Source organism: Rhodococcus sp. T9N (assembly GCF_024436645.1).
In the GTDB taxonomy this organism is placed as follows: Bacteria; Actinomycetota; Actinomycetes; order Mycobacteriales; family Mycobacteriaceae; genus Rhodococcus_F; species Rhodococcus_F qingshengii.
Genome location: NZ_JAMSKS010000001.1, coordinates 110919 through 130568, shown reverse-complemented (window position 1 = coordinate 130568; position 19650 = coordinate 110919). Strand labels below are relative to the sequence as shown.

Here is a 19650-nt window from a genome sequence, read left to right as displayed (position 1 = left end):
TGTGCTGGTAGTCACAGTATGCGTCGGACCGGGCTCCGACAAGCCTCCAGCCTCATCTCACTCGGGAGTTTTCGATGTACATGGATTTCACGCAGGAGCAGTCTGATTTCGCCAAGTCGGTAGCGTCGTTCTGCAAGAAGGAAAGTGGTACCCGTGAGCAGCGAGACCTGCTGACCGATCATGGCGCCCATAACCACAACCAGGCGTTCTACGAGAAGATGGCGGAATTGGGATGGCTCGGGCTGACTGTCCCGGAGGAATACGGCGGATCCGCCGGAAGCACGGTCGACCTGTGCATCTTCCTGGAGGAAGCCGCCAAGGGTATGGCGCCGATCGGTGGACTGGGCCCGACCGTCATCACCGGGGCTGCATACGAGAAGTTCGGCAGTCCGGCCCAGAAGGAGGCAGTGCTCGGCGGGATCGTCCGTGGCGCGTCTCAGTCGATCTCGATGTCCGAACCCGAAGCGGGCTCCGACGTGGGAAATCTGAGTTGCCGCGCCGAGAAGGTCGACGGTGGGTGGCTGATCAACGGCCAGAAGACGTGGTGCTCCAACGCGCACTTCGCCGAGAACATCCTTCTGGTGGCTCGCACATCCCGAGGTGAAGGCAAGCATGAGGGCCTGACGATGTTCCATGTCCCGGCCGACATCTCCGGATTGAAGATCAGTGGAATCGACACCATGGGCGGCAAGGAGGTCAACGATCTCTACTTCACCGACACATTCCTGCCCGAGGACGCGGTGGTTGGGGAAGTCGGCAACGGCTGGCGTCAACTCATGGCCGGACTCAACATCGAACGCCTCATCCTCGCGGCGATGATGCTCGGGACCGCGCAGCGCGCTTTCGACGACACCCTCGAATTCGTCACCACGCGTAAGCAGTTCGGCCGTCCGGTCGGATCGTTTCAGGCGCTTCGCCATCGGATCGCGGATCTCGCCACGGAGATCGAATGCGGCCGTCTGCTGGTCTACAGCGTGGCCAGGATGGTCGACGCCAACCCGACCAAGATGTTCCCGCGGGAAGCGTCGATGGCCAAGCTCAAGCTGACCGAGACCGCCAAGAAGGTCGCGCTCGAGGGGATGCAGATGATGGGTGGGTACGGTTACGCGACTGAGTTCGACATGGAGCACCATGTGCGAAAGACTCTTGTGTCCTCCATTTATGGTGGTACCAACGAGATTCAGCGAGACATCATCGGCAAAACGTACGGACTGTGAGGATCGGTTGTGGCAACGTCTGCACGCACTCGGAGAGCGACATCTGAGCTGAGGAGACGGCCACAGTTGTCGGAGGACGTGGCCAACCACGTTCGCAACCTGATCATGTCCGGCTCGGTCCGTCCGGGCGAGTTCGTCAGGCTGGACGAAACCGCGGCCGACCTCGGGGTCAGCGTCACGCCGGTGCGAGAAGCCCTCGTCGCATTACGCGGCGAGGGGATGGTCGAGTTGGTTCCGCATCGCGGCTATCTCGTCTCGCCCCTCAGTCGCCAGGACATCGAAGACATCTTCTGGTTGCAGGGGCAGATCGCGGTCAAGCTGGCGTTGCGGGCGATGGACAGCATCACCGCTGATCAACTCGCGGAACTCACGGAACTCAATGCCGATTTGCGAGCGGCGGTCGACGCTTCGGATGCAGCTGCGATCGAGCAGTGCGAATTCGAGTTCCATCGCCTGATCAATCGCGCTGCGGGTGGTGCGAAGTTGGCATGGTTCCTGTTCGGCGCGATTCGGTACACCCCTGCTCGTCTCTACGCGACGGATCCAGGCTGGGGTGAGCTTGCGGTATCGAGCCACGATGCTTTGATCGCGGCGTTCGAGAAGCACGATCGAGAACAGGTGGACGCGCAGATGAGTCTGCAGTTCTCCGACGGCGCTGCTCGACTTCTCGCTCACCTCGACAACATCGGGATCTGGGACTGAATCAGGAGCTCAAGACGGCGGCAGGGCGGGTGCGAGCAGGATCGCCGCACATTCGGCGACCAGTTCTTCTTCCGTCACGTCGATGTACCCGTCGAGCCATGCACTGAGGGTCTGCGCCAGGCCGCCGACCAGGAACGTGGCGGTCAGGGTCAGATGACCGCTGTCGTTCAATCGGTAGAAGGTCTTCGCGTTGGCGGCCAGGAGACCGATGAATATCGTCGTCGACGCTTGGCGTTTCTCGGCCAGGACAGGGCTCGTCAGGGCGCTGGAGAACAGTAGACGTCCGCGACGGGGATCGTTCGCGATAGTGCGGACGATGTTCGCGATTCCAGCGAGCGCCTTGCCGCGTTCGGTCTCGGCGGCGTCCACTGCAGCCTGGGTTGAAACGGCGATGTCCGTGATGACGGTGTCGTAGACGGCCGACATCAGAGCATCACGATCGGTGAAGCTCTCGTAGAAGTACCGCGCCGCGACACCGGCCTTCTTGCACACTCCGCGGACCGTCAGTTCGGGCTCGGCGGAGCCCATGAGTTCCAGACCGGCCTCGATCAGCGCCTCCCGTCGTTGGGCTACGCGGAGCGCGCCGTCGACGCCAGCGTACGAACGCGGTTGGTCATTCATGAAGACCATCTTTGCATCCAGAGATTGCTTGACATCTCGGCATTTCAGCGTTTCACTCATCTGAGAACATGCGTTCGCAGATATCGACTCGAAGGGGTTCTGCCATGACGGTGAGTAGGGATTCGACGGGCGGGCGCGGGGAAACCGAGGCAGTCGGCGGTATCGAAGCGGTCGACACCAAAGCGATCGACATCGATGCGGAAGTCGAAAAGGCGATGTCCGGTCTCGGGTTGTTGGCAGCCGGCGCGAATGTCATCATGCAGCTCGCGCGTCCGGCGGTGGGGTACGGCGTGTACGAGAGCAAGGTCGAGACGGGTCGGTTGGATCGGCATCCGGTGAAGCGAACCCGGACGACGCTGACGTATCTCGCCGTCGCAAGCCTGGCGACGGACGAAGAAAAGAAGCTGTACCGACGCGCAGTCAACGGCTCGCACAAGCATGTTCGTTCCGATGAGAACAGTGCAGTCGAGTACAACGCGTTCGATCCGGAACTGCAGTTGTGGGTGGCCGCCTGTCTGTACCGAGGCTTCGAGGACGTCTACAAAATCTTGTACGGGGATCTCGATCCGGTAACCCGGGATGCGTTTTATCAGCGCAGCGCCACGTTCGGTACAACCCTTCAGATGCGACGCGACATGTGGCCGGCGGACCGGGATGCGTTCGAGGTCTACTGGAACGAGAACCTCGACAAGGTGGCGATCGACGAGACGATTCGTGAGCATCTCTACGGGATCGCGTCGGCGACCTTCACGCCGAAGTTGTTGCATCCCGTGGTCGGTCCGCTCAATCGATTTGTCACCACCGGGTTCCTGCCCCAAGCCTTTCGTGACGAAATGCGGCTCCCGTGGTCAGTGCGTCAGCAGCGTAACTTCGACCGATCCATGCGCGTCGCCGCGCTGGTCAATCGGTTCAGTCCGAAGATTCTGCGGATGTTTCCCTACAACTTCTATCTCTGGGATCTGCGTCGGCGCATCGCCAAGGGAATCCCGTTGGTCTGAGCCGACTCTGGCACTTGAAGTGATTGACACCACAGGTGAATCGGACACATACTCAACGTAGTTGAAGTTGACGTCAAGTTTCATCATTCCTGTGGAGGCTGTCAGTGGCGAACATCGAAGGCGTATGTGACCAGCGATTCTCTGGCTTGAAGGAGGCGCTGGCACGCAATCTCGATTCCGGCGAGGACGTCGGGGCAGCGATCGCACTGACGATCGACGGCGAATCCGTCGTCGACATGTGGGGCGGTTGGGTCGACGTCGAGCACACTGCTCCTTGGTCTCGCGACACCGTTACCAATGTCTGGTCCTGCAGCAAGACCGTGACCGCACTGGCCGCGCTCATGCTCGTCGACCGCGGGTTGCTTGATCTCGACGCCCCGGTCGCGCAGTACTGGCCGGAATTCGCAGCAGCGGGCAAGGACCGAATTCGGGTCCGGCAACTGTTGTCGCACACCTCGGGTGTGTCGGGGTGGGATCAACCGTTCACCCTCGAGAACATTTGCGACGACGAATATGCCACCGCCCGGTTGGCGACGCAGGCTCCGTGGTGGGAACCGGGTACGGCATCCGGATACCACGCCCTCAACTACGGCCACCTGATCGGCGAGGTCGTCAGGCGCATCGACGGACGAACCCTCGGCCGCTTCATCGACGAGGAAATCGCCGGCCCACTCGATGCTGATTTCCGCCTGGGCTTGCCGAAGTCGGAATACGGGCGAGTCTCGAATGTGATTGCGCCACCGCCGTTGCCGATCGACATCGCGGCACTCGGGATGGACAACATCATGGTGAAGACATTCACCGCGCCGCCCGCTGACGCTACAGGTTCGTGGACCGACGGGTGGCGCGCCGCCGAGATCGGTGCGGCCAACGGTCATTCGAATGCGAGGGCACTCGCAAGGATCCAATCGGTGATCGCGTGCGGTGGCAAGGTCGGTGACGTTCGCCTGCTGTCGGAGGAAACGATCGACAAGATCTTCGAGGAGCAGTCGTACGGGGTCGACCTCGTCCTCGGCGTGCCGGTCCGCTTCGGCGTCGGATTCGGATTGCCGACGCCCGAGTCCGTCCCGTTCATTCCGGAGGGGCGAATCTGCTTCTGGGGAGGTTGGGGTGGCTCGCAGATCATCATCGACACCGAGAAGCGCATGACGTTCTCGTACGTGATGAACAAGATGGGGCCGGGTCTGCTCGGTTCCGAGAGATCGGCGCAGTACGTATCGGCGGCCTACGACGCTTTGAGTTGATCGACCGATTCAAATCCGGCAGAACGGTTTTTGTCTGTCGCCGCTGACTATGCTGCCGGATATGCCAGTGTGCTCCGGGGGGAAATCAGCGAGTCCGTTTCGTCGAAGTACGCCCAAAAGTTGCGGAGCTGCATCGGCTGATCGGCGATGAACGGTTTGGTCGACGTCGTCATGCGCTGGTGGCAGTTGCCGGACCAGTTCCACAGTTTCAGCAGGTACCTCCAGGACCGCGGGTTCTTGACTTCCTGCCGGGCGCTGGTCGGCGGAACAGCATTCTGGATGGGGCTGGTGTTGCTGTCGGCGCGATTCAGTGACGTCGGTCCGCAAGGTACGTTCTGGCGAGCGGTCAATCTGGCGGTCATCGCGCTGTGCCTCGGCGCGGCCCTGATCTGGTGGCTGTTTCCGCCTACGCCGCTGTGGTCGTACACCTTTGTCGTGGGTTCCGACGTCGCGATTGCGGCGGCGGCCGCAACCGACTCGGAACCGCTGGGACGACTCATCGCGTGCGTCGTTTTCGCGTCGATCGGCGGCTACATCGCGTTCTTCCACAATCCGAAACTCCAAGTCGGTCACTTGGTCTTCGCCTCGACCGTCACGGTGCTTTCGGGGTGGACTTTGTTGTTCGGGCCAGCAGCGGACGTCGGCTTGGGGCTGGCGAAGATCTCGGTTGTGCTGGCTACGATCATCGTGATTCCTGTTGTGTCACAGATTGTTCTGGCGGTCCTGGGTTCGGATGCCACTACCTCCGACATCGACCCGTTGACCGGACTGCTCAACCGTCGCGGATTGGCGCGTCGGGTGAATGACTTGATGGGCGCTCCGGTCACCGAAGCGGATGCACTGCTCGTAGTGGTGATCGACCTCGATCGCTTCAAGACGATCAACGACGTTCACGGCCATGACGTAGGAGACAGCACGATCATGCGAACTGCACTGCGCATCCGTTTGTGGACAACCCAGTCCGCCTTGACTGCTCGTATGGGCGGTGACGAGTTCGTCGTGGTCGAACGGGTACCGGTCAGCGTGATCTCCAGGCTGGAAGGACAGATCCGCTCCGCGATGGACGGAGCGAACGATGACCCTCCGACGAGCGCGAGCATCGGAATGGCGGTCCGCACCGCGCCCCGGAATCCGGGTGAGTCCGTCGACGCTGCTTTTGCCGAACTCTTCCGCGTCGCGGACTCGGTGATGTACGAAGCGAAGCGCGAAGGTGGCAACCAGGTGCGGGCGAGCCTGGTCTGATGTGAGAGCTCAGTCGGCGAAGCTCAGACCACGTTCGGCGAGTGCTTCGCGCAGAATCCTCAAGGCCTTCGGTCCCATCCCGTGCAAAGCGCCGAGTTCCTTCTCGGACACGGACGTCAGCTGCGCGAGATGGGTGTAACCCGCTGCGATCAGCGCGCGCTGTGCGGGAGCTCCCGTCTTCGGGAAGTCGGTTTCCACTGTGCCCGGATCCGGTTCTGTCACTGGCCAACTCCTCCGTGTGGGTTTCTCACAGTTTAGCGAGCGTCGTGAACGATTTCGGGGCTGCCGATTTTGTCGGGCGTTCGCGGAAGTGCGCGAGCTGCCACGGCAATGCCGATGATCGAGACAGCGGCGAAGGTGAAGAGAAGCAATTGCGCAGAACGAAGCGTCGACGGTTCGCCGATGTTGACCAGCACTCCGGCCAGGGCTGCACCGAAGGCATTGGCGATCAGCTGAACGGTGTTGATGGCAGCCGAGGCACGCGCACCTTCTCCGGGATCGGTGACCGAGGTCATCGCCCCGACTGCAAGATGAGGCCAGGCGATGCCGATTCCGACGCCGGCGAACAGCAGTCCGATCACCCACGCGACCATCGCACCGGCGCCGGCGTGTTCGGTGAGAAATGCTGCCATGATGCCCAACCCGATCGCGACGAGGATCGGACCGCTGACAACGATTCGTCGCACGATACGAGGGGTCGTGGCCGAGGCGCTCGGGATTTCGCCGAGAGTCCAGCCGAGAGCGAGTGCGGCCCCGAGGAATCCGGCCGCGAGAGGCGCCAGGCCGGCAAGTCGTTGCCCGAAGAGTGGAATGAACGTCTCGACGGTCGACGCGACGGCGAGGACGACGATGGTCAGGTACACCCATTTGAGAGATGACGAGTTGAACGTCGACGGCGGTAGTACGCCGTGGCGCGAGCGACGGTCAGCGGCGACAAAAGCGATCAGTAGCAGCACAGCGGCGAGAACCATTGCGGCGGTCACGGCGAGGTTGGACAGAATTCCGGCAACGCTGACCAGCAAAGCTGCCGCAGTCAGCAATGCCAGCGAGAGGACCGGCACCGGGCTACTGGTGGTGCTGCCCGGTTCATGTGCCGGTAGCGCGCTGGGGACGAGAGCGGCGACTGCGATCGTCGCGATGACCAGGACGCCGAAAGCCCATCGCCAGGCTCCGAACTGAGCAAAGACACCGCCGATTGCAGGGCCGGCGAAGGTGCCGACTCCCCACATCGCCGAAACCAGCGCGGCCCCGCGAGTCCACAGATGTCTGGGGAGCGCGGCATTGATGACGGCGTAACCGAGACCGGCCAGCAGGCCACCGCCCGAACCCTGGATCGTGCGGCCGACCAACAGCAATTCCATCGTCGGGCTGACCGCACAGACAACGGTGCCGAGCGCGAAGATCGCGAGGCCGATCAGGTAGGCCCCGCGCGGTCCCCTGGCGGCGAGGACGTTGGTGACCAACATCGAAGAGATGACGGAAGCAATGAGGAAGACCGTCGCGGTCCAGGCGTAGTACTGCTGACCGCCGATGTCGTCGATGGCAGTCGGAAGCAGGCTGGTCGTCAGGTAGACGTTGGTCGCGTAGAGCGCAACGCCGCCTGCGAGGACGGTAGCGGTGCCGAGGTATCGACCGCTCAGGAGTTGCCGCCAGGTTCCGGCGGGAGCATCGGTGGGGGAGTGCATGTTGTCGAAGGTAGAATCTCGAGTGCGCTTCAGGTCAATGTCGCGCAGCCATTGGGAGGCAGAATGATCCGTAAGAGTGACGAACTTCTCTCGATCGGCGAGGTATCGGAGCGCACTGGCGTCGCCGTGTCGGCTGTGCGCTACTACGAAACACTCGGTCTGGTTCCTGCGGAGCGGACGGCAGGAAATATGAGGAAGTTCCCGCGGCATTCGATCCGGCGGGTGTCGCTGATCCAGTTGGCAGTCAGATTCGGGATACCCCTGGCCGAAGTTGCCGAAGTATTCGGATCGTTGCCGCAGGGGCGAACTCCGACGAAGAAAGACTGGCGCAAGATTTCCACGGAGTGGAATCAGCGCCTCGAGGATCGCAAGCAGGCCATCAACCGGATGCAGGACGAACTGACGGGCTGTATCGGCTGCGGGTGTCTGTCACTGAAAACATGCAACCTGCTCAACCCTGGAGACGAACTGGGCCGGGAGGGACCCGGCGCCAGACGTCTCTGAAACTACTGTCGGTCACACTCTTTCGCGTGGCCGCGACTGAGCATTCCACCGACCACCACGACGCTCGATCTCGATGGGATGCGAGAAGCACTCGCTGATGTTCCGGGTGGTGATCACATCCTCGGCGAGGCCGCTGGCGGTCACGACGCCGTCCTTGATCAGAAGAGCATGTGTGGTGGTGCTGGGGATCTCCTCGATGTGGTGCGTCACGAGGATGCTGGCAAGTGACGGGTTCTGATTGCGGAGGTCGTCCAGTGCCGTCAAGAGTTGTTCGCGTGCAGCAAGATCGAGCCCGGTCGCCGGTTCGTCGAGCAGAAGCAGGCGCGGTTCGACCATGAGTGCGCGGGCGATCAGGGCTCGTCCCCGTTCGCCTTGGGACAAGTTGGGCCACAGCGCGTCCGAACGCGGACTCATTCCGAGTAGATCGATCAGTGCGTCGGCGTGAGCCTCTTGCTCCGGCGTCGGTGACCAGCGCGGCATCACCTCGGTGGTGTTGGTGAGGCCGGTGATCACGACGTTGCGGACGGTGATCGGAATTCCGATCGTGTGACGAGGGTTCACGTGCCCGATGTCCATCCGCAGTTCCCTCATGTCGACGCGGCCCAACTTGTGGCCGAGGACGTAAACGGAACCGCGAGTCGGGTGGGCGGTTGCTCCGAGCAGGCTCAGAAGCGTGCTCTTGCCCGCGCCGTTCGCGCCGAGGAGGACCCAGTGTTGTCCGGGTTCGATCGAAATGTTGATGTCTTTCAACAAGTATCGGCCGTCGCGGACGAGATCCACGTGTTCGGTAGACAGAACTGTGCCGGTGGGGTGTTGCACGAGAACTAACCTCTCTTAGGCGTCGAGCACACGCAGTCGTCGTAGGACGGTGTCGATGTTTGCTCGAGTTGCCGCTACCGCGGCTTCTGGGTCGGCGTCTTGAAGGGCCTCGACCAACTGATCATGGGCATGTGAGGTGTCGGGGACGCCGGCCTCGTGGGCCATCATCTCGACGAGGGATTCACGAAGGAGTGGACGCACCGACGTGAAAAGCGAGAGCAGAACTGCGTTTCCCGACAGTCGAACGACTTCGGTGTGGAAGTCGAGGTCGACGTCGACGAACTTCTCGACATCACCCTCGAAATGACTGTGTCGCATGGTCAGTCGACGCCGCAGGCCGTCGAGGTCCTCGGGTTGTACCCGCTCCGCGGCCAGTCTGGCGGCCTCGATCTCGAGTGCGCGACGGACTTCGAAGACCTCGAGGATCCTCGAGCGTCGAAGAAGTTTGGTGAATTCGTCGACGTGCTCGAGTTCGGACGCGGCAGCCACGAAGGTTCCGACGCCGTGTCGGACTTCGAGTAGTCCGTCGCGAGCGAGGAGGCGGATTGCCTCGCGAATCGAGGAACGCCCGACGCCGAGTTCGACGGCGAGGGCCGCCTCGCTCGGTATGCGCTCGGACGGCGCCCACGTTCCATGCATGATTCGCCCGCGCAGCAACTGTTCGAGTTGCGGTACCAGCGGACCACTGCGAAGTGTGAATCCTGTGTGGTCGTCGGACACGGCTCGCCTCTCGGGTGGGTACCGAAAGAGTAACAACTCATCAGACGTCTGAGGACTCGGGTGGCCGGTGTGTCGCCGTAGTGTTCACGCGGTCGAAGCGTGTCAGTTGCGGGTGACGCCGAGGAGCAGTGCGATCAGGTCGAGGGCAGTCTCGATCTCGGCCTTTTCTCGGCCGAGCAGGGGGGCGTAGAGGTGTACGTCGCAGATGCGAACGAGGGCTTCGCCCAGCACTTGCGGCGAGAGCGTGATCGTCAGTTGGCCGGCGTCGACCTGGGACTGCAAGATTTCGGCGGTGATGGAGGCGGAGATCGATTCGATGGAGCCGGGCATCATCGCGAGTTTGATGAACACCATCGGTTCGCGTTTGGTCAGCGCGCGCAGTTCTGTCGACGATTCCACCGATCGCATAACGCGGCCGAAGACGTCGAGAATGTACTCCGGACCTTGCCCCGACGCCTGTGACATCGCCTTTCGGTATGTCCGTTCGGTGGCCTCGGCCAGCACTGTTCCGAGCAGTTCGTCGCGGTTGCCGACCCAGCGGTACAGCGTCGCGCGGCCTACGCCGAGACGTTCGGCGAGCAGTGACATGTCGAGTGGTTCCTCCGCGAGGTACATGCTCGCGGCGGTGTCGATCGCGCGTCGGCGTTCGAGGTCGGTAGGCATCGGGACATTCTCTCCGGTTGTCCGGTACTGCACAATTTCGGCCGTTGAAAAATGGTGAGCCTCGGGGGATCGAGCCTATTGACGAACCTGGCCACGTGAGACACACTAGCTCATTGTCTCATGTTAGTGATGGCGATCACAGTCAGGGGTTCGATCGATGAGTTCAGTACAAACCGTTCGTGGGCCGGTGGATACAGCCGATCTGGGAAAGGTGTTGATGCACGAGCATGTCTTCGTTCTGGGTGAGGAGTTGCGCCAGAACTACCCCGACTACCCCGAACCCTGGGACGAGGAAGTACGGGTAGCGGACGCGGTGGCAAAGCTGACCGAGGTGAAGTCCCGCGGAATCAGCACGATCGTCGATCCCACGGTGATCGGCCTCGGCCGGTACATTCCGCGCATCGTCCGGATCAACGAGCAGGTCGATCTCAACATCATCGTTGCTACCGGCATCTACACCTACAACGACATTCCCTTCCAATTCCATTACACCGGACCGGGATTGCTGTTCGACGGCCCCGAGCCGATGGTCGAACTGTTCGTCAAGGACATCAGGGAAGGAATCGCCGGAACCGGTGTCCGAGCCTCCTTCCTGAAGTGCGCCATCGAGGAGCCGGGCCTTACCCCCGGCGTCGAGCGGGTCATGCGCGCGGTCGGACAGTCGCAGGTGGAAACGGGAGTGCCGATCACCGTGCACACCAATCCGCACACTGAATCCGGGCTGGTCGCGCAGAAGGTTCTGGCCGAAGAGGGTGCGGATCTGACCAAGGTGGTCATCGGTCACTCCGGCGACACCACCGATCTCGACTACTTGTGTGCGCTGGCCGATGCCGGTTCGCTATTGGGGATGGACCGTTTCGGTCTCGAACCGTTCCTGTCGTTCGAGGATCGTGTCAACACCGTGGTGGAGATGGCCCGTCGCGGTTACGCGGAGAAGATGGTTCTGGCGCATGACGCGTCGTGTTTCATCGACTACTTCCCCAGCGCGGCAAGAGAAGTGGCACTTCCGAACTGGAACTACACCCACATCAGTGATGATGTCATTCCGGCGCTGCTCGAACGTGGTGTCACCGAAGACCAGGTCAAGGCGATGCTGGTGGACAACCCACGTCGGTACTTCGAGAGCTGAGATATGACCAACGTGTACGAGAGCAAGCCCTGGCTCGCCAATTACGACGCCGACACTCCGCCGAACGTAGACATCGAGCACGTCGACGCCCTCGCGATGTTCCGTGCTTCGCTGGAGCGCGATCGCACCGCCCCGATCATCAGGTACTTCGACAGGACCGTCAGCTTTGCCGAGCTCGACGAGATGTCGGATGCGCTTGCCGTAGCCCTCGCCAAGGATGGAATCGGGTTCGCAGACAGAGTTTCCTTTGTCCTGCAGAATGTTCCGCAGTTCGTGATCGCGACAGTCGCGGTCTGGAAGCTCGGTGCCGTCGTCGTTCCGGTCAATCCGATGTACCGCGACCGTGAGCTGTCCACCGTACTGGCCGACAGCGGAGCGGTAGCAGTCATCTGTCTCGAGTCCTCGGCCGAGACCGTGGCGACTGCGTCCGAGGGCACCGAAGTGCGACGGGTCATCACTACGTCGGAACGGGATTTTCAGTCGCGCGACGATGAACGGATCTTCGGTTCGGCGTCCAGGATTCGGCACGATGGATTTCCGGATCTACTGGAATTGATCGAGGCTCATCGAGGGCAGAAGCCCGAGAAGGTCGATCTGTCCCCGGAAGACCTTGCCTACCTTCCCTATACGTCAGGGACAACCGGCCCGCCGAAGGGGTCGATGAACTCGCACGCAAATGTCGTGTTCGCAGCGCAGATCTATCGGGACTGGCTGGGGTTGCGCCCCGGCGGCGCGATGTTCGCGGTGGCGCCACTGTTCCATATCACCGGGTTGATCGGGCACGTCGCGGCTCCACTCCTGGCCGGCGCGCCCACGATTCTGACCTGCCGATTCCATCCCATCGTTGCAGCGGAGTCAATTTCGGAGCATCGGGCTACCGCGATCATCGGAGCGATCACGGTATTCATCGCGTGGACGGACAGCGCCGCAGTCTCGAAGGAATCTTTGAGCTCTCTCGAGTCGGTGTATTCAGGTGGCGCGCCGATCCCGCACGCGGCGTTGGAAGCGTTCCGGGCGAAGTTCGGTCACTACATTCACAACGGCTACGGGCTGACCGAGACGAACAGCCCGGCAATCGTGGTGCCGAATTCGCGTGAAGCGCCGGTAGATCCGGCGTCGGGGGCCGTTGCTGTCGGCGTACCGGTATCGAATACGTACGCCGAGGTGGTGGACGAGAACGACAAGCCGGTACAGGTCGGGGAGTACGGCGAGATCGTGGTCTCCGGTCCCCAGGTTGCACTCGGATACTGGAACAAGCCGGACGAGACCGCACATGCCATGCCGGACGGGCGTTTTCACACCGGCGACATCGGATTCATGGACGGCGACGGTTGGTTTTACATCGTCGACCGGATGAAGGATCAGATAAATGCCTCGGGCTTCAAAGTGTGGCCACGCGAAGTGGAAGATGTTCTCTACGAACACCCTGCCGTACGAGAGGCTGCTGTCGTCGGTGTCATGGATCCGTATCGCGGCGAAACCGTGAAGGCCTTCGTGTCCTTCAAGGACGGTGCCGAGGCGACCACCGAGGATCTGGTCGAGTTCTGCAAGGAAAGGCTTGCAGCATACAAGTATCCACGCATCGTCGAGGTCATGAATGACCTGCCGAAAACAGTGAGCGGCAAGATTCTTCGTCGTGAACTGCGGGTACCGAACTAGATCTACCTGACCAACGAATTGCCGGCCGCCGACAAGGTGAGCCGGCCATTCGTCGTGGTGGCTGACGAGCATCGGTAGGGGATTTAGTCCCCTATGCGGCAATGCATTTCAGTGATTGACATCACTCTTTTTGTATCGCAGACTGATCGCAACGCCACAGAGTTGAAGTTGGTGTCAGTTTCTACTTCTGGCCCGGCTCCGCTTCTCAACTCCCGGCGCGACGAGCGTCCGACCCATCGAGGAGTAACCCATGACGAGATCGGCAGTGGATTCGAGCACGCAGGCAGGGGGCCTGTCCGATCAGGAACGGAAGAAGAAGAAGGCGCACCGCAAACTTCTAGGCGCGGGACTGCTCGGCAGTTCCATCGAGTGGTACGACTTCTTCTTGTACGGAACGGCTGCGGCACTGGTCTTTCCGCATGTGTTCTTCCCCGATTCATCCGCACTGATGGGCACATTGCTCTCGTTCAGTACGTTCTGGGCCGGCTTCGTTGCCCGCCCCATCGGCGGTTTGGTCGCCGGACACTTCGGCGACAAGTATGGGCGTAAGCCCGCTGTCGTCACCTGCCTGTTGCTGATGGCCGTCGCGACGTTCCTGATCGGCGCGATCCCGAGTGCGTCGGCAATCGGCGTCGTCGCTCCGATTCTTCTGGTGACACTGCGATTCATCCAAGGTCTCGCCTGCGGTGGCCAGTGGGGCGGAATCGTCCTTCTCCTCACCGAATCCGCGAGTCCCAAGAAGCGCGGATTCTCAGGCACTTTCGGTCAGATGGGTGTCTCGTTCGGTGTAGTGCTGGGCAACCTGGTCTTCCTCGTTGCGACCGCGACCATTTCCAATGATGCATTCCTGAGCTGGGGTTGGCGAGTTCCGTTCTTCGCCAGCGCGCTGCTCTTCCCTGTGGTTCTGTACATCCAGACGAAGGTCGAGGACACGCCGGAATTCCTCGAGTTGCAGGAAGACGCCAAGAAGAACCAAAAGGACGTCGTCGTTCAGGCTCCACTGGCGCAGGCGCTCAAGGATCACTGGCGCAAGATTCTGCTCGGTTGCGGACTTCTGGCCGCCACCAATGCACTGTTCTACATCAGCATCGCCGGCGTGCTCAGCTACGGCACAACCGAACTGGGGTTGAAGCGGAACTCACTGCTCATCATCTCGCTCCTGAGCGCGTTGCTGACAGTCGGCGTGGTGCTGTGGTCCGGGAAGATGTCCGACAAGATCGGTCGTCGTCCGATGATCCTGATCGGCGCCGCGGCGATCGTGGTCTGGGCATTCCCGTACTTCTGGTTGATCAACACCAAGTCCCTGCCGCTGTTCTTCATCGCGGTGACAGTCGGCAGCGTGTTCCAGTCGATGACCTACGGGCCGATCGCTGCGTACATGGGTGAGCTGTTCGCGCCCAACGTGCGTTACTCGGCAGCATCGTTGGCGTACCAGCTGGCGGCGATCACGGTCAGCGGTGGTACTCCGTTCATCATGACGGCACTCATCGCGAAGACCGGGACCACTACATGGGTTGCCGTGTTCGTAGCCCTCATGGGTCTGGTGACCTTCTTCAGTGCCTGGGTGCTGAAAGAGACCAACCCGAAGGAAGTTCGGGATGATCCGAACGCAATTCCGGGCGCGCACCTGTACGCCAAGTAACTCTTTCGGTTTCGAGCAGACGCCCGCTATCGGTCACCGGTAGCGGGCGTCTGACGTATAACTGGAGCATGGCTGCAGCACGCACAGGCTCCGAAGATGCTTCGTCGACAGCGTCACGGGAACTCCCCTCCACTCAGCGTGGCTTGCGTACGCGTCGAGCGTTGATCGATGCGGCCCGCACCGTTTTCGAACGGTCCGGCTATCTGGACTCGCGGCTGATCGACATCACTGTGGAGGCGCAGTGCTCGGCCGGTACTTTCTACACCTACTTCGCGAGCAAGGAAGAGATCTTCGCGGCAGTGATGGAGTTGGCGCGCGAAGACATGATGCATCCGGGTATGCCGCACACTCCGAAAGGCGCGGATCCTGCTGAGGTCATCGCGGCGAGTAACCGCGCGTACCTCGAGGCATACCGACGGAACGCGAAGCTGATGGGACTGCTCGAGCAGGTAGCAAGCATCGATCCGGAGTTCCGGGTTCTCCGCCTCGAGCGTGCTGACGCGTTTGTTCGACGCAACGCGCGCAGTATCGAGAAGCTGCAGAAGGCCGGACTGGCGGACGCGAATCTGGATCCGCTACTGACGTCTCGGGCACTCTCCGGGATGATCAGTCGACTTGCGTTCGGGTACTTCGTATCCCGCGGCGGCGAGGACGGCGCCGCCGGAGTGACCTTCGATGGTCTGCTCGATACGGTCAACCGGTTGTGGATCAACACTTTGCAATTCTCGCTACGCCAAAATTGATGTTGACGCCGGGTTCATGTTTGGTGTCTGATGGAGCAATGACACCCACGCGTACGGCAGTGCTCGTCGATTTCGGTGGAGTTCTCACCTCCAGTGTGCTGCGGGCCTTCGAAGATTTCGGGGCCTCGCTTGGGGGCGACCCACGACTTCCGTTGACCCTGCTCTCCCGCGACGACGTCTCGAAGAAACTGCTCTCCGATCACGAATCCGGAAAGATCGACCAGGAGGCCTTCGAAGCAGGATTCGGGGAACGGCTACGAGCGCACGGCGCCGTCGTGGACAGCGAAGGATTGGTCGACCGTATGCAGGCCGGGCTTGTCCGAGACGAAGAGATGGTGCGACTGATTGCGGACGTCCGAGCGGCGGGTCACCCTGTTGCGCTCGTGTCCAATGCTTTCGGGCGTGATTGCTACGCGGGTTTTGTGCTCGAGGACCTCGCCGACGAAGTGGTGATCTCCTCGGAAGTAGGGATTCGTAAGCCCTCTCGTCAGATCTACACCATCGCGTGTGAGCGGCTGGGTGTAGCGCCCGAAGGCGCCGTGATGATCGACGACCTGCAACAGAACCTCGACGGCGCGGCACGATTGGGGATCGCCGGCATTCTCCACACCGATGCGGAAAGCACTCGCAGTCAGTTGGAATCGACGTTCGGACTACTGCCCATGCAGTGAAACTGTAGGTTCTCGGTAACACTCGAATACTGCTGGAACACTTTTGGAGGAATGAATGATTGCTGTCATCGCGGATATCACCGTCAAAGACGGAAGCGGCGAACAGTTCGAAGCCGTAGTCGCCGAACTTGCCGAGAAGGTGCGCACGGAAGAGCCCGGAACGGTTCTGTATCAACTGATCCGCTCGAAGACGGATACGAATTCGTACAAGTTCATGGAGCTGTATCAAGACAGTGCTGCGATCAAGGCCCATGGATCGTCCGAGCATTTCCAGGCCGCGGGAAAGGCGATGGCGCCCTTCCTCGCAGGCGCCCCGCAGATCGAGTACTTCGACGCACTCTGAGCGCATGGACAGGGCACTCTGAGCGCATGGACAGGTGAACCCCGGCGAAATCTCGCCGGGGTTCACCTGTGTTTTCAGTTCTGCTTCTGGGCGAGGAGTTCGGTGCGGTCGATCGATCGCTTGAGGATCTTTCCCGTCGAACCCTTCGGGAGCGCGTCGATGAACTGGACCACCCGCGGAATCTTGTAGGCGGACAGACGTTCCCGAGCCCACGAGGTGACGTCATCTGCTTCGAGGTCGGAGCCTGGGCGAACGGCCACCACCGCCGCAACCTCCTCGCCGTAGTAGTCGTCGGGTATACCGATCACCGCGGCCTCGAGGATGTCGGGGTGCTGGTAGAGCACCTCTTCGACCTCGCCTGGATAGACGTTGTATCCACCGCGGATGATGAGGTCCTTGACGCGGTCGACGATGCGAAGGTCACCGTCGGCGTCGGTCTCGCCGAGGTCTCCGGTGCGGAACCATCCGTCGTCGGACAGGACGGCGGCCGTGTCTGCCGGGCGCTTCCAGTAGCCCTTCATGACCGTCGGTCCTTTGATGAATACCTCGCCCACTGTGCCTGCCTGGCAGACATTTCCGTCGTGATCACGGACCTCGACCTCGGTGCGCGGTACGGCGCGGCCGGTGTATCCGATCTTTGCGACGCGGTCGATGCTGTTGAAAGTTCCGAATGCGCTCGTCTCGGTCAGGCCGTAGCCCTCGAGGATTGTGCAGTTGAACCGTGCTTCGAAGGCGCGAGCGACTTCACCGGGAAGTGATGCGCCACCGGAGATTGCGATCCGCAGTTGTTCGAAGTCGGAGCTGTCCACGTCGGCTGCGGCGTGCAGCATGGCATTCCACATGGTGGGGACGCCGGCCATGATGGTGAGCTTGTCCAGACGCACCAGATCGAGCATGGCGGCCGGGTCGAACCGGGCGAGCAGGGACAGCGATCCGCCGCCGGTGAAGGTTGCCATCATGACCGAACCCTGGCCGAAGATGTGAAAGAGCGGCAGCCCGGTACCGGTGCGGTCCGAGGGATTTCCGCGGCTGCTCTCGGCGCCGATCTCACCGGCAGACAACAGATTCCCGACTGTCAGCTGAGCGCCCTTCGGACGTCCGGTGGTACCGGAGGTGTAGAGAATCGCCGTGGTGTCCGCTGCGTCGCGGTCGACCACCGTTGCCGGTGGATGGTCGGCCTTCGCCGATTCTTCGGTGAGCGTCCACACCGGGACGCCGCGCGCACTCCCTGCATCCTGAACTGCGGGACCGAGCTGGTGCCAGGCGATCGCCAGCGAAATCTCGGCGTCGTCCAGTACGTACTCGACTTCGGGTTGCGCCGACATCGTGTTGATGGGCACCACGACACAACCTGCAGCCTGAATCCCCATGTACGCCACGATGAATTCAGGCACCGACGGCGCCGCGAGCAGAACCCGGTCGCCGATGCTCAACCCTTCGTCGCGAATGCGGCCGGCAAACGCCAGAGACGCGTCGTGAAGCTGTCGGTATGTCCAATGACTATCCGTGCCGCGAATTGCAATATTTTCCGGAGTGGCTTCCGCGTGACGGGTCACCGGGTCGAGAACGCTAACCATGGTTCTGCCTTTCGGGAGGAATCGACCGATTGTGTGTCCTGGGTCTCACCAGAGCGTACACTTGAATCCGGCGTCAACATCGAGTCTGCTGGGATTGTCCCGAAAATGATGTTGATCGGAAGGATGAGGAGCGCACCGTGCTCGACGACGAATCGCGAATTGCCGCCTTACCGGTGGCTCCGCCCGCGCTGCTCCGGGATCGACCGACCACCGAGCGGGGGACACGCACGCGTGCGGCATTGGTTGCTGCTGCCCGTAAGGTTTTCGAGCGCAGTGGCTATCTCGATGCACGTTTGATCGACATCGCAAAAGAAGCCGGTTGCGCGACGGGATCGTTCTACACGTACTTCGCGAACAAGGAAGAGGTGTTCGCCGCCGTCCTCGAGGTCGCGCGAGACGACATGATGCACCCGGGCATGGGACGCGTTGCGAGCGCGGACGATCCGTACGCCGTGCTCGAGGCAAGTAATCGAGCGTATCTGGCCGCGTATCAACGCAATGCGAAGTTGATGGGGCTCATGGAGCAGGTTGCTCACATCGACCCGGAGTTCCGGAAGTTCCGCAGCGAGCGTGCCAATGCGTTCATACGCCGTAATGCCCGCGGGATCGCAGATCTGCAGTCCCGCGGCATCGCGGACACGGCGCTGGATCCGATGACGGCGTCGATTGCTCTGTCCGGCATGGTGAGTCGACTCGCCTACAGTCTGTTCACCCTTCGTGAGGGTGAGGTGGACGGGCGTTCACCGGAGTTCGATCAGATTGTCGCCACTGTGACCGATCTGTGGGCGAACGCTCTGAAGTTCCCCGACCGTCTCTGACGAGGTGGGCCGCCCCGGCTGCATCGATGTTCGAGCGGCCGGGCGTCCCAGTCTCGGTTCAGCTCTTTTCGGTTCAGCTCTTTTCGACGACGCGAGCGACGGATTCGGCGACCACGACGGGCTTGTCGGAACCCTCGCGCTCGACCACCTGGCTCATCTTCACTTGGATTCCGCCGGGCAACTGCTCCGCGGACACGACGGTTGCGCGCATCCGGACCCGGGATCCCACGGGAACGGGAGCGGGGAAGCGAACCTTGTCGTAGCCGTAATTGAGGCTGTGGGCGAAGCCGTCGAAGTGGATGAGTTGGTAGGAGAACTGGGGTCCCAGTGAGAGGCTGAAGAGTCCGTGCGCGATCGTGCTGCCGAGCGGGCTCGATGCGGCTCGTTCCGGGTCGACATGAATCCACTGATGATCGTTTGTGGCTTCGGCGAACGCGTTGATGCGCTCCTGGGTGATGTCGTACCACTCCGTCGGGCCAAGTTCCTGGCCGATGAGCTTCTCGAGCTCGGCGAAGGTGGACGGGCGGACGGGCAATTGGTTTTCAGTCATCGTTATCCCTTTACTCGCAGTTCAGGAGGACGGAACGGGCCGTTCGGGTGACCGTCGCGATTCGACGGTTGAAACTGACGCCGGATTCAACTATACATGAGGG

The 19650-nt window shown here is 61.5% G+C and carries 21 protein-coding genes; 13 read left to right on the top strand and 8 right to left on the bottom strand.

The features are described 5' to 3' along the window. The first annotated feature begins 74 nt into the window (after positions 1–74). Positions 75–1217: an acyl-CoA dehydrogenase family protein gene (locus tag M1L53_RS00685; RefSeq protein WP_007730792.1), complete on the top strand. Its 1143-nt coding sequence runs from the start codon at positions 75–77 to the stop codon at positions 1215–1217. 9 nt (positions 1218–1226) lie between these two features. Further along, a complete protein-coding gene (locus M1L53_RS00680) occupies positions 1227–1919 on the top strand; it encodes a GntR family transcriptional regulator (protein ID WP_003942905.1) in 693 nt (230 codons plus the stop codon). Between the two features lie 9 nt (positions 1920–1928). Here the strand turns inward: M1L53_RS00680 and M1L53_RS00675 are convergent, their stop codons facing one another. Further along, positions 1929–2549: a TetR/AcrR family transcriptional regulator gene (locus M1L53_RS00675; RefSeq protein ID WP_371736619.1), complete on the bottom strand. Its 621-nt coding sequence runs from the start codon at positions 2547–2549 to the stop codon at positions 1929–1931. 95 nt (positions 2550–2644) lie between these two features. On the opposite strand from M1L53_RS00675, the gene M1L53_RS00670 reads away from it, so the two are divergent. From M1L53_RS00670 to M1L53_RS00660, 3 genes are all read left to right on the top strand, one after another. Then, on the top strand, positions 2645–3538 hold the full coding sequence (locus M1L53_RS00670; protein ID WP_003943120.1) for an oxygenase MpaB family protein: 894 nt from the start codon (positions 2645–2647) through the stop codon (positions 3536–3538). Between the two features lie 104 nt (positions 3539–3642). Further along, a complete protein-coding gene (locus tag M1L53_RS00665) occupies positions 3643–4782 on the top strand; it encodes an EstA family serine hydrolase (protein ID WP_042446349.1) in 1140 nt (379 codons plus the stop codon). Between the two features lie 147 nt (positions 4783–4929). Beyond that, the gene (locus M1L53_RS00660) at positions 4930–6024 is read left to right on the top strand and encodes a GGDEF domain-containing protein (protein ID WP_042446343.1); all 1095 of its coding nucleotides are present in this window, start codon (positions 4930–4932) and stop codon (positions 6022–6024) included. Between the two features lie 9 nt (positions 6025–6033). Here M1L53_RS00660 and M1L53_RS00655 read toward each other — a convergent pair whose 3' ends face one another. Continuing rightward, positions 6034–6246, bottom strand: a complete 213-nt coding sequence (locus tag M1L53_RS00655) for a hypothetical protein (RefSeq protein WP_007730800.1) — start codon at positions 6244–6246, stop codon at positions 6034–6036. A 32-nt stretch (positions 6247–6278) separates the two neighbouring features. Next, complete coding sequence (locus tag M1L53_RS00650) at positions 6279–7709, bottom strand: MFS transporter (protein WP_054187507.1); 1431 nt, start codon at positions 7707–7709, stop codon at positions 6279–6281. A 63-nt stretch (positions 7710–7772) separates the two neighbouring features. On the opposite strand from M1L53_RS00650, the gene soxR reads away from it, so the two are divergent. Beyond that, positions 7773–8213 (top strand): redox-sensitive transcriptional activator SoxR, encoded by a 441-nt coding sequence (soxR, locus tag M1L53_RS00645; RefSeq protein ID WP_003943238.1) that lies wholly within the window; start codon positions 7773–7775, stop codon positions 8211–8213. Positions 8214–8225: 12 nt separating this feature from the next. Here the strand turns inward: soxR and M1L53_RS00640 are convergent, their stop codons facing one another. The 3 genes from M1L53_RS00640 to M1L53_RS00630 all read right to left on the bottom strand — a co-directional run bounded on the left by M1L53_RS00640 (position 8226) and on the right by M1L53_RS00630 (position 10415). Beyond that, complete coding sequence (locus M1L53_RS00640) at positions 8226–9032, bottom strand: ABC transporter ATP-binding protein (protein WP_054187506.1); 807 nt, start codon at positions 9030–9032, stop codon at positions 8226–8228. A 15-nt stretch (positions 9033–9047) separates the two neighbouring features. Beyond that, complete coding sequence (locus M1L53_RS00635) at positions 9048–9752, bottom strand: FadR/GntR family transcriptional regulator (protein WP_003943086.1); 705 nt, start codon at positions 9750–9752, stop codon at positions 9048–9050. A gap of 102 nt (positions 9753–9854) precedes the next feature. Then, the gene (locus M1L53_RS00630; RefSeq protein ID WP_003943195.1) at positions 9855–10415 is read right to left on the bottom strand and encodes a QsdR family transcriptional regulator; all 561 of its coding nucleotides are present in this window, start codon (positions 10413–10415) and stop codon (positions 9855–9857) included. Positions 10416–10572: 157 nt separating this feature from the next. Here M1L53_RS00630 and M1L53_RS00625 point away from each other — a divergent pair, with 157 nt between their 5' ends. The 6 genes from M1L53_RS00625 to M1L53_RS00600 all read left to right on the top strand — a co-directional run bounded on the left by M1L53_RS00625 (position 10573) and on the right by M1L53_RS00600 (position 16602). Beyond that, positions 10573–11544 (top strand): phosphotriesterase, encoded by a 972-nt coding sequence (locus M1L53_RS00625; RefSeq protein WP_003943005.1) that lies wholly within the window; start codon positions 10573–10575, stop codon positions 11542–11544. Positions 11545–11547: 3 nt separating this feature from the next. Continuing rightward, a complete protein-coding gene (locus M1L53_RS00620; RefSeq protein WP_054187505.1) occupies positions 11548–13203 on the top strand; it encodes an AMP-binding protein in 1656 nt (551 codons plus the stop codon). A gap of 250 nt (positions 13204–13453) precedes the next feature. Next, positions 13454–14845, top strand: a complete 1392-nt coding sequence (locus M1L53_RS00615; protein WP_030536042.1) for an MFS transporter — start codon at positions 13454–13456, stop codon at positions 14843–14845. Positions 14846–14913: 68 nt separating this feature from the next. Further along, positions 14914–15588 carry a TetR/AcrR family transcriptional regulator gene (locus tag M1L53_RS00610; protein ID WP_054187504.1) on the top strand — a complete coding sequence of 225 codons (675 nt, stop codon included), beginning with the start codon at positions 14914–14916 and terminating at the stop codon, positions 15586–15588. A 38-nt stretch (positions 15589–15626) separates the two neighbouring features. After that, complete coding sequence (locus tag M1L53_RS00605) at positions 15627–16259, top strand: HAD family phosphatase (protein ID WP_042446307.1); 633 nt, start codon at positions 15627–15629, stop codon at positions 16257–16259. 55 nt (positions 16260–16314) lie between these two features. Then, positions 16315–16602 carry a putative quinol monooxygenase gene (locus M1L53_RS00600; protein ID WP_007730819.1) on the top strand — a complete coding sequence of 96 codons (288 nt, stop codon included), beginning with the start codon at positions 16315–16317 and terminating at the stop codon, positions 16600–16602. Positions 16603–16676: 74 nt separating this feature from the next. Here M1L53_RS00600 and M1L53_RS00595 read toward each other — a convergent pair whose 3' ends face one another. Continuing rightward, on the bottom strand, positions 16677–18179 hold the full coding sequence (locus M1L53_RS00595) for an AMP-binding protein (RefSeq protein WP_054187503.1): 1503 nt from the start codon (positions 18177–18179) through the stop codon (positions 16677–16679). A gap of 137 nt (positions 18180–18316) precedes the next feature. On the opposite strand from M1L53_RS00595, the gene M1L53_RS00590 reads away from it, so the two are divergent. Continuing rightward, positions 18317–18997 (top strand): TetR/AcrR family transcriptional regulator, encoded by a 681-nt coding sequence (locus M1L53_RS00590; protein WP_054187502.1) that lies wholly within the window; start codon positions 18317–18319, stop codon positions 18995–18997. Between the two features lie 73 nt (positions 18998–19070). Here the strand turns inward: M1L53_RS00590 and M1L53_RS00585 are convergent, their stop codons facing one another. Next, entirely contained in the window at positions 19071–19547 is a 477-nt protein-coding gene (locus M1L53_RS00585; protein WP_003942878.1) for a MaoC family dehydratase, read from the bottom strand. Positions 19548–19650: the final 103 nt, after the last annotated feature.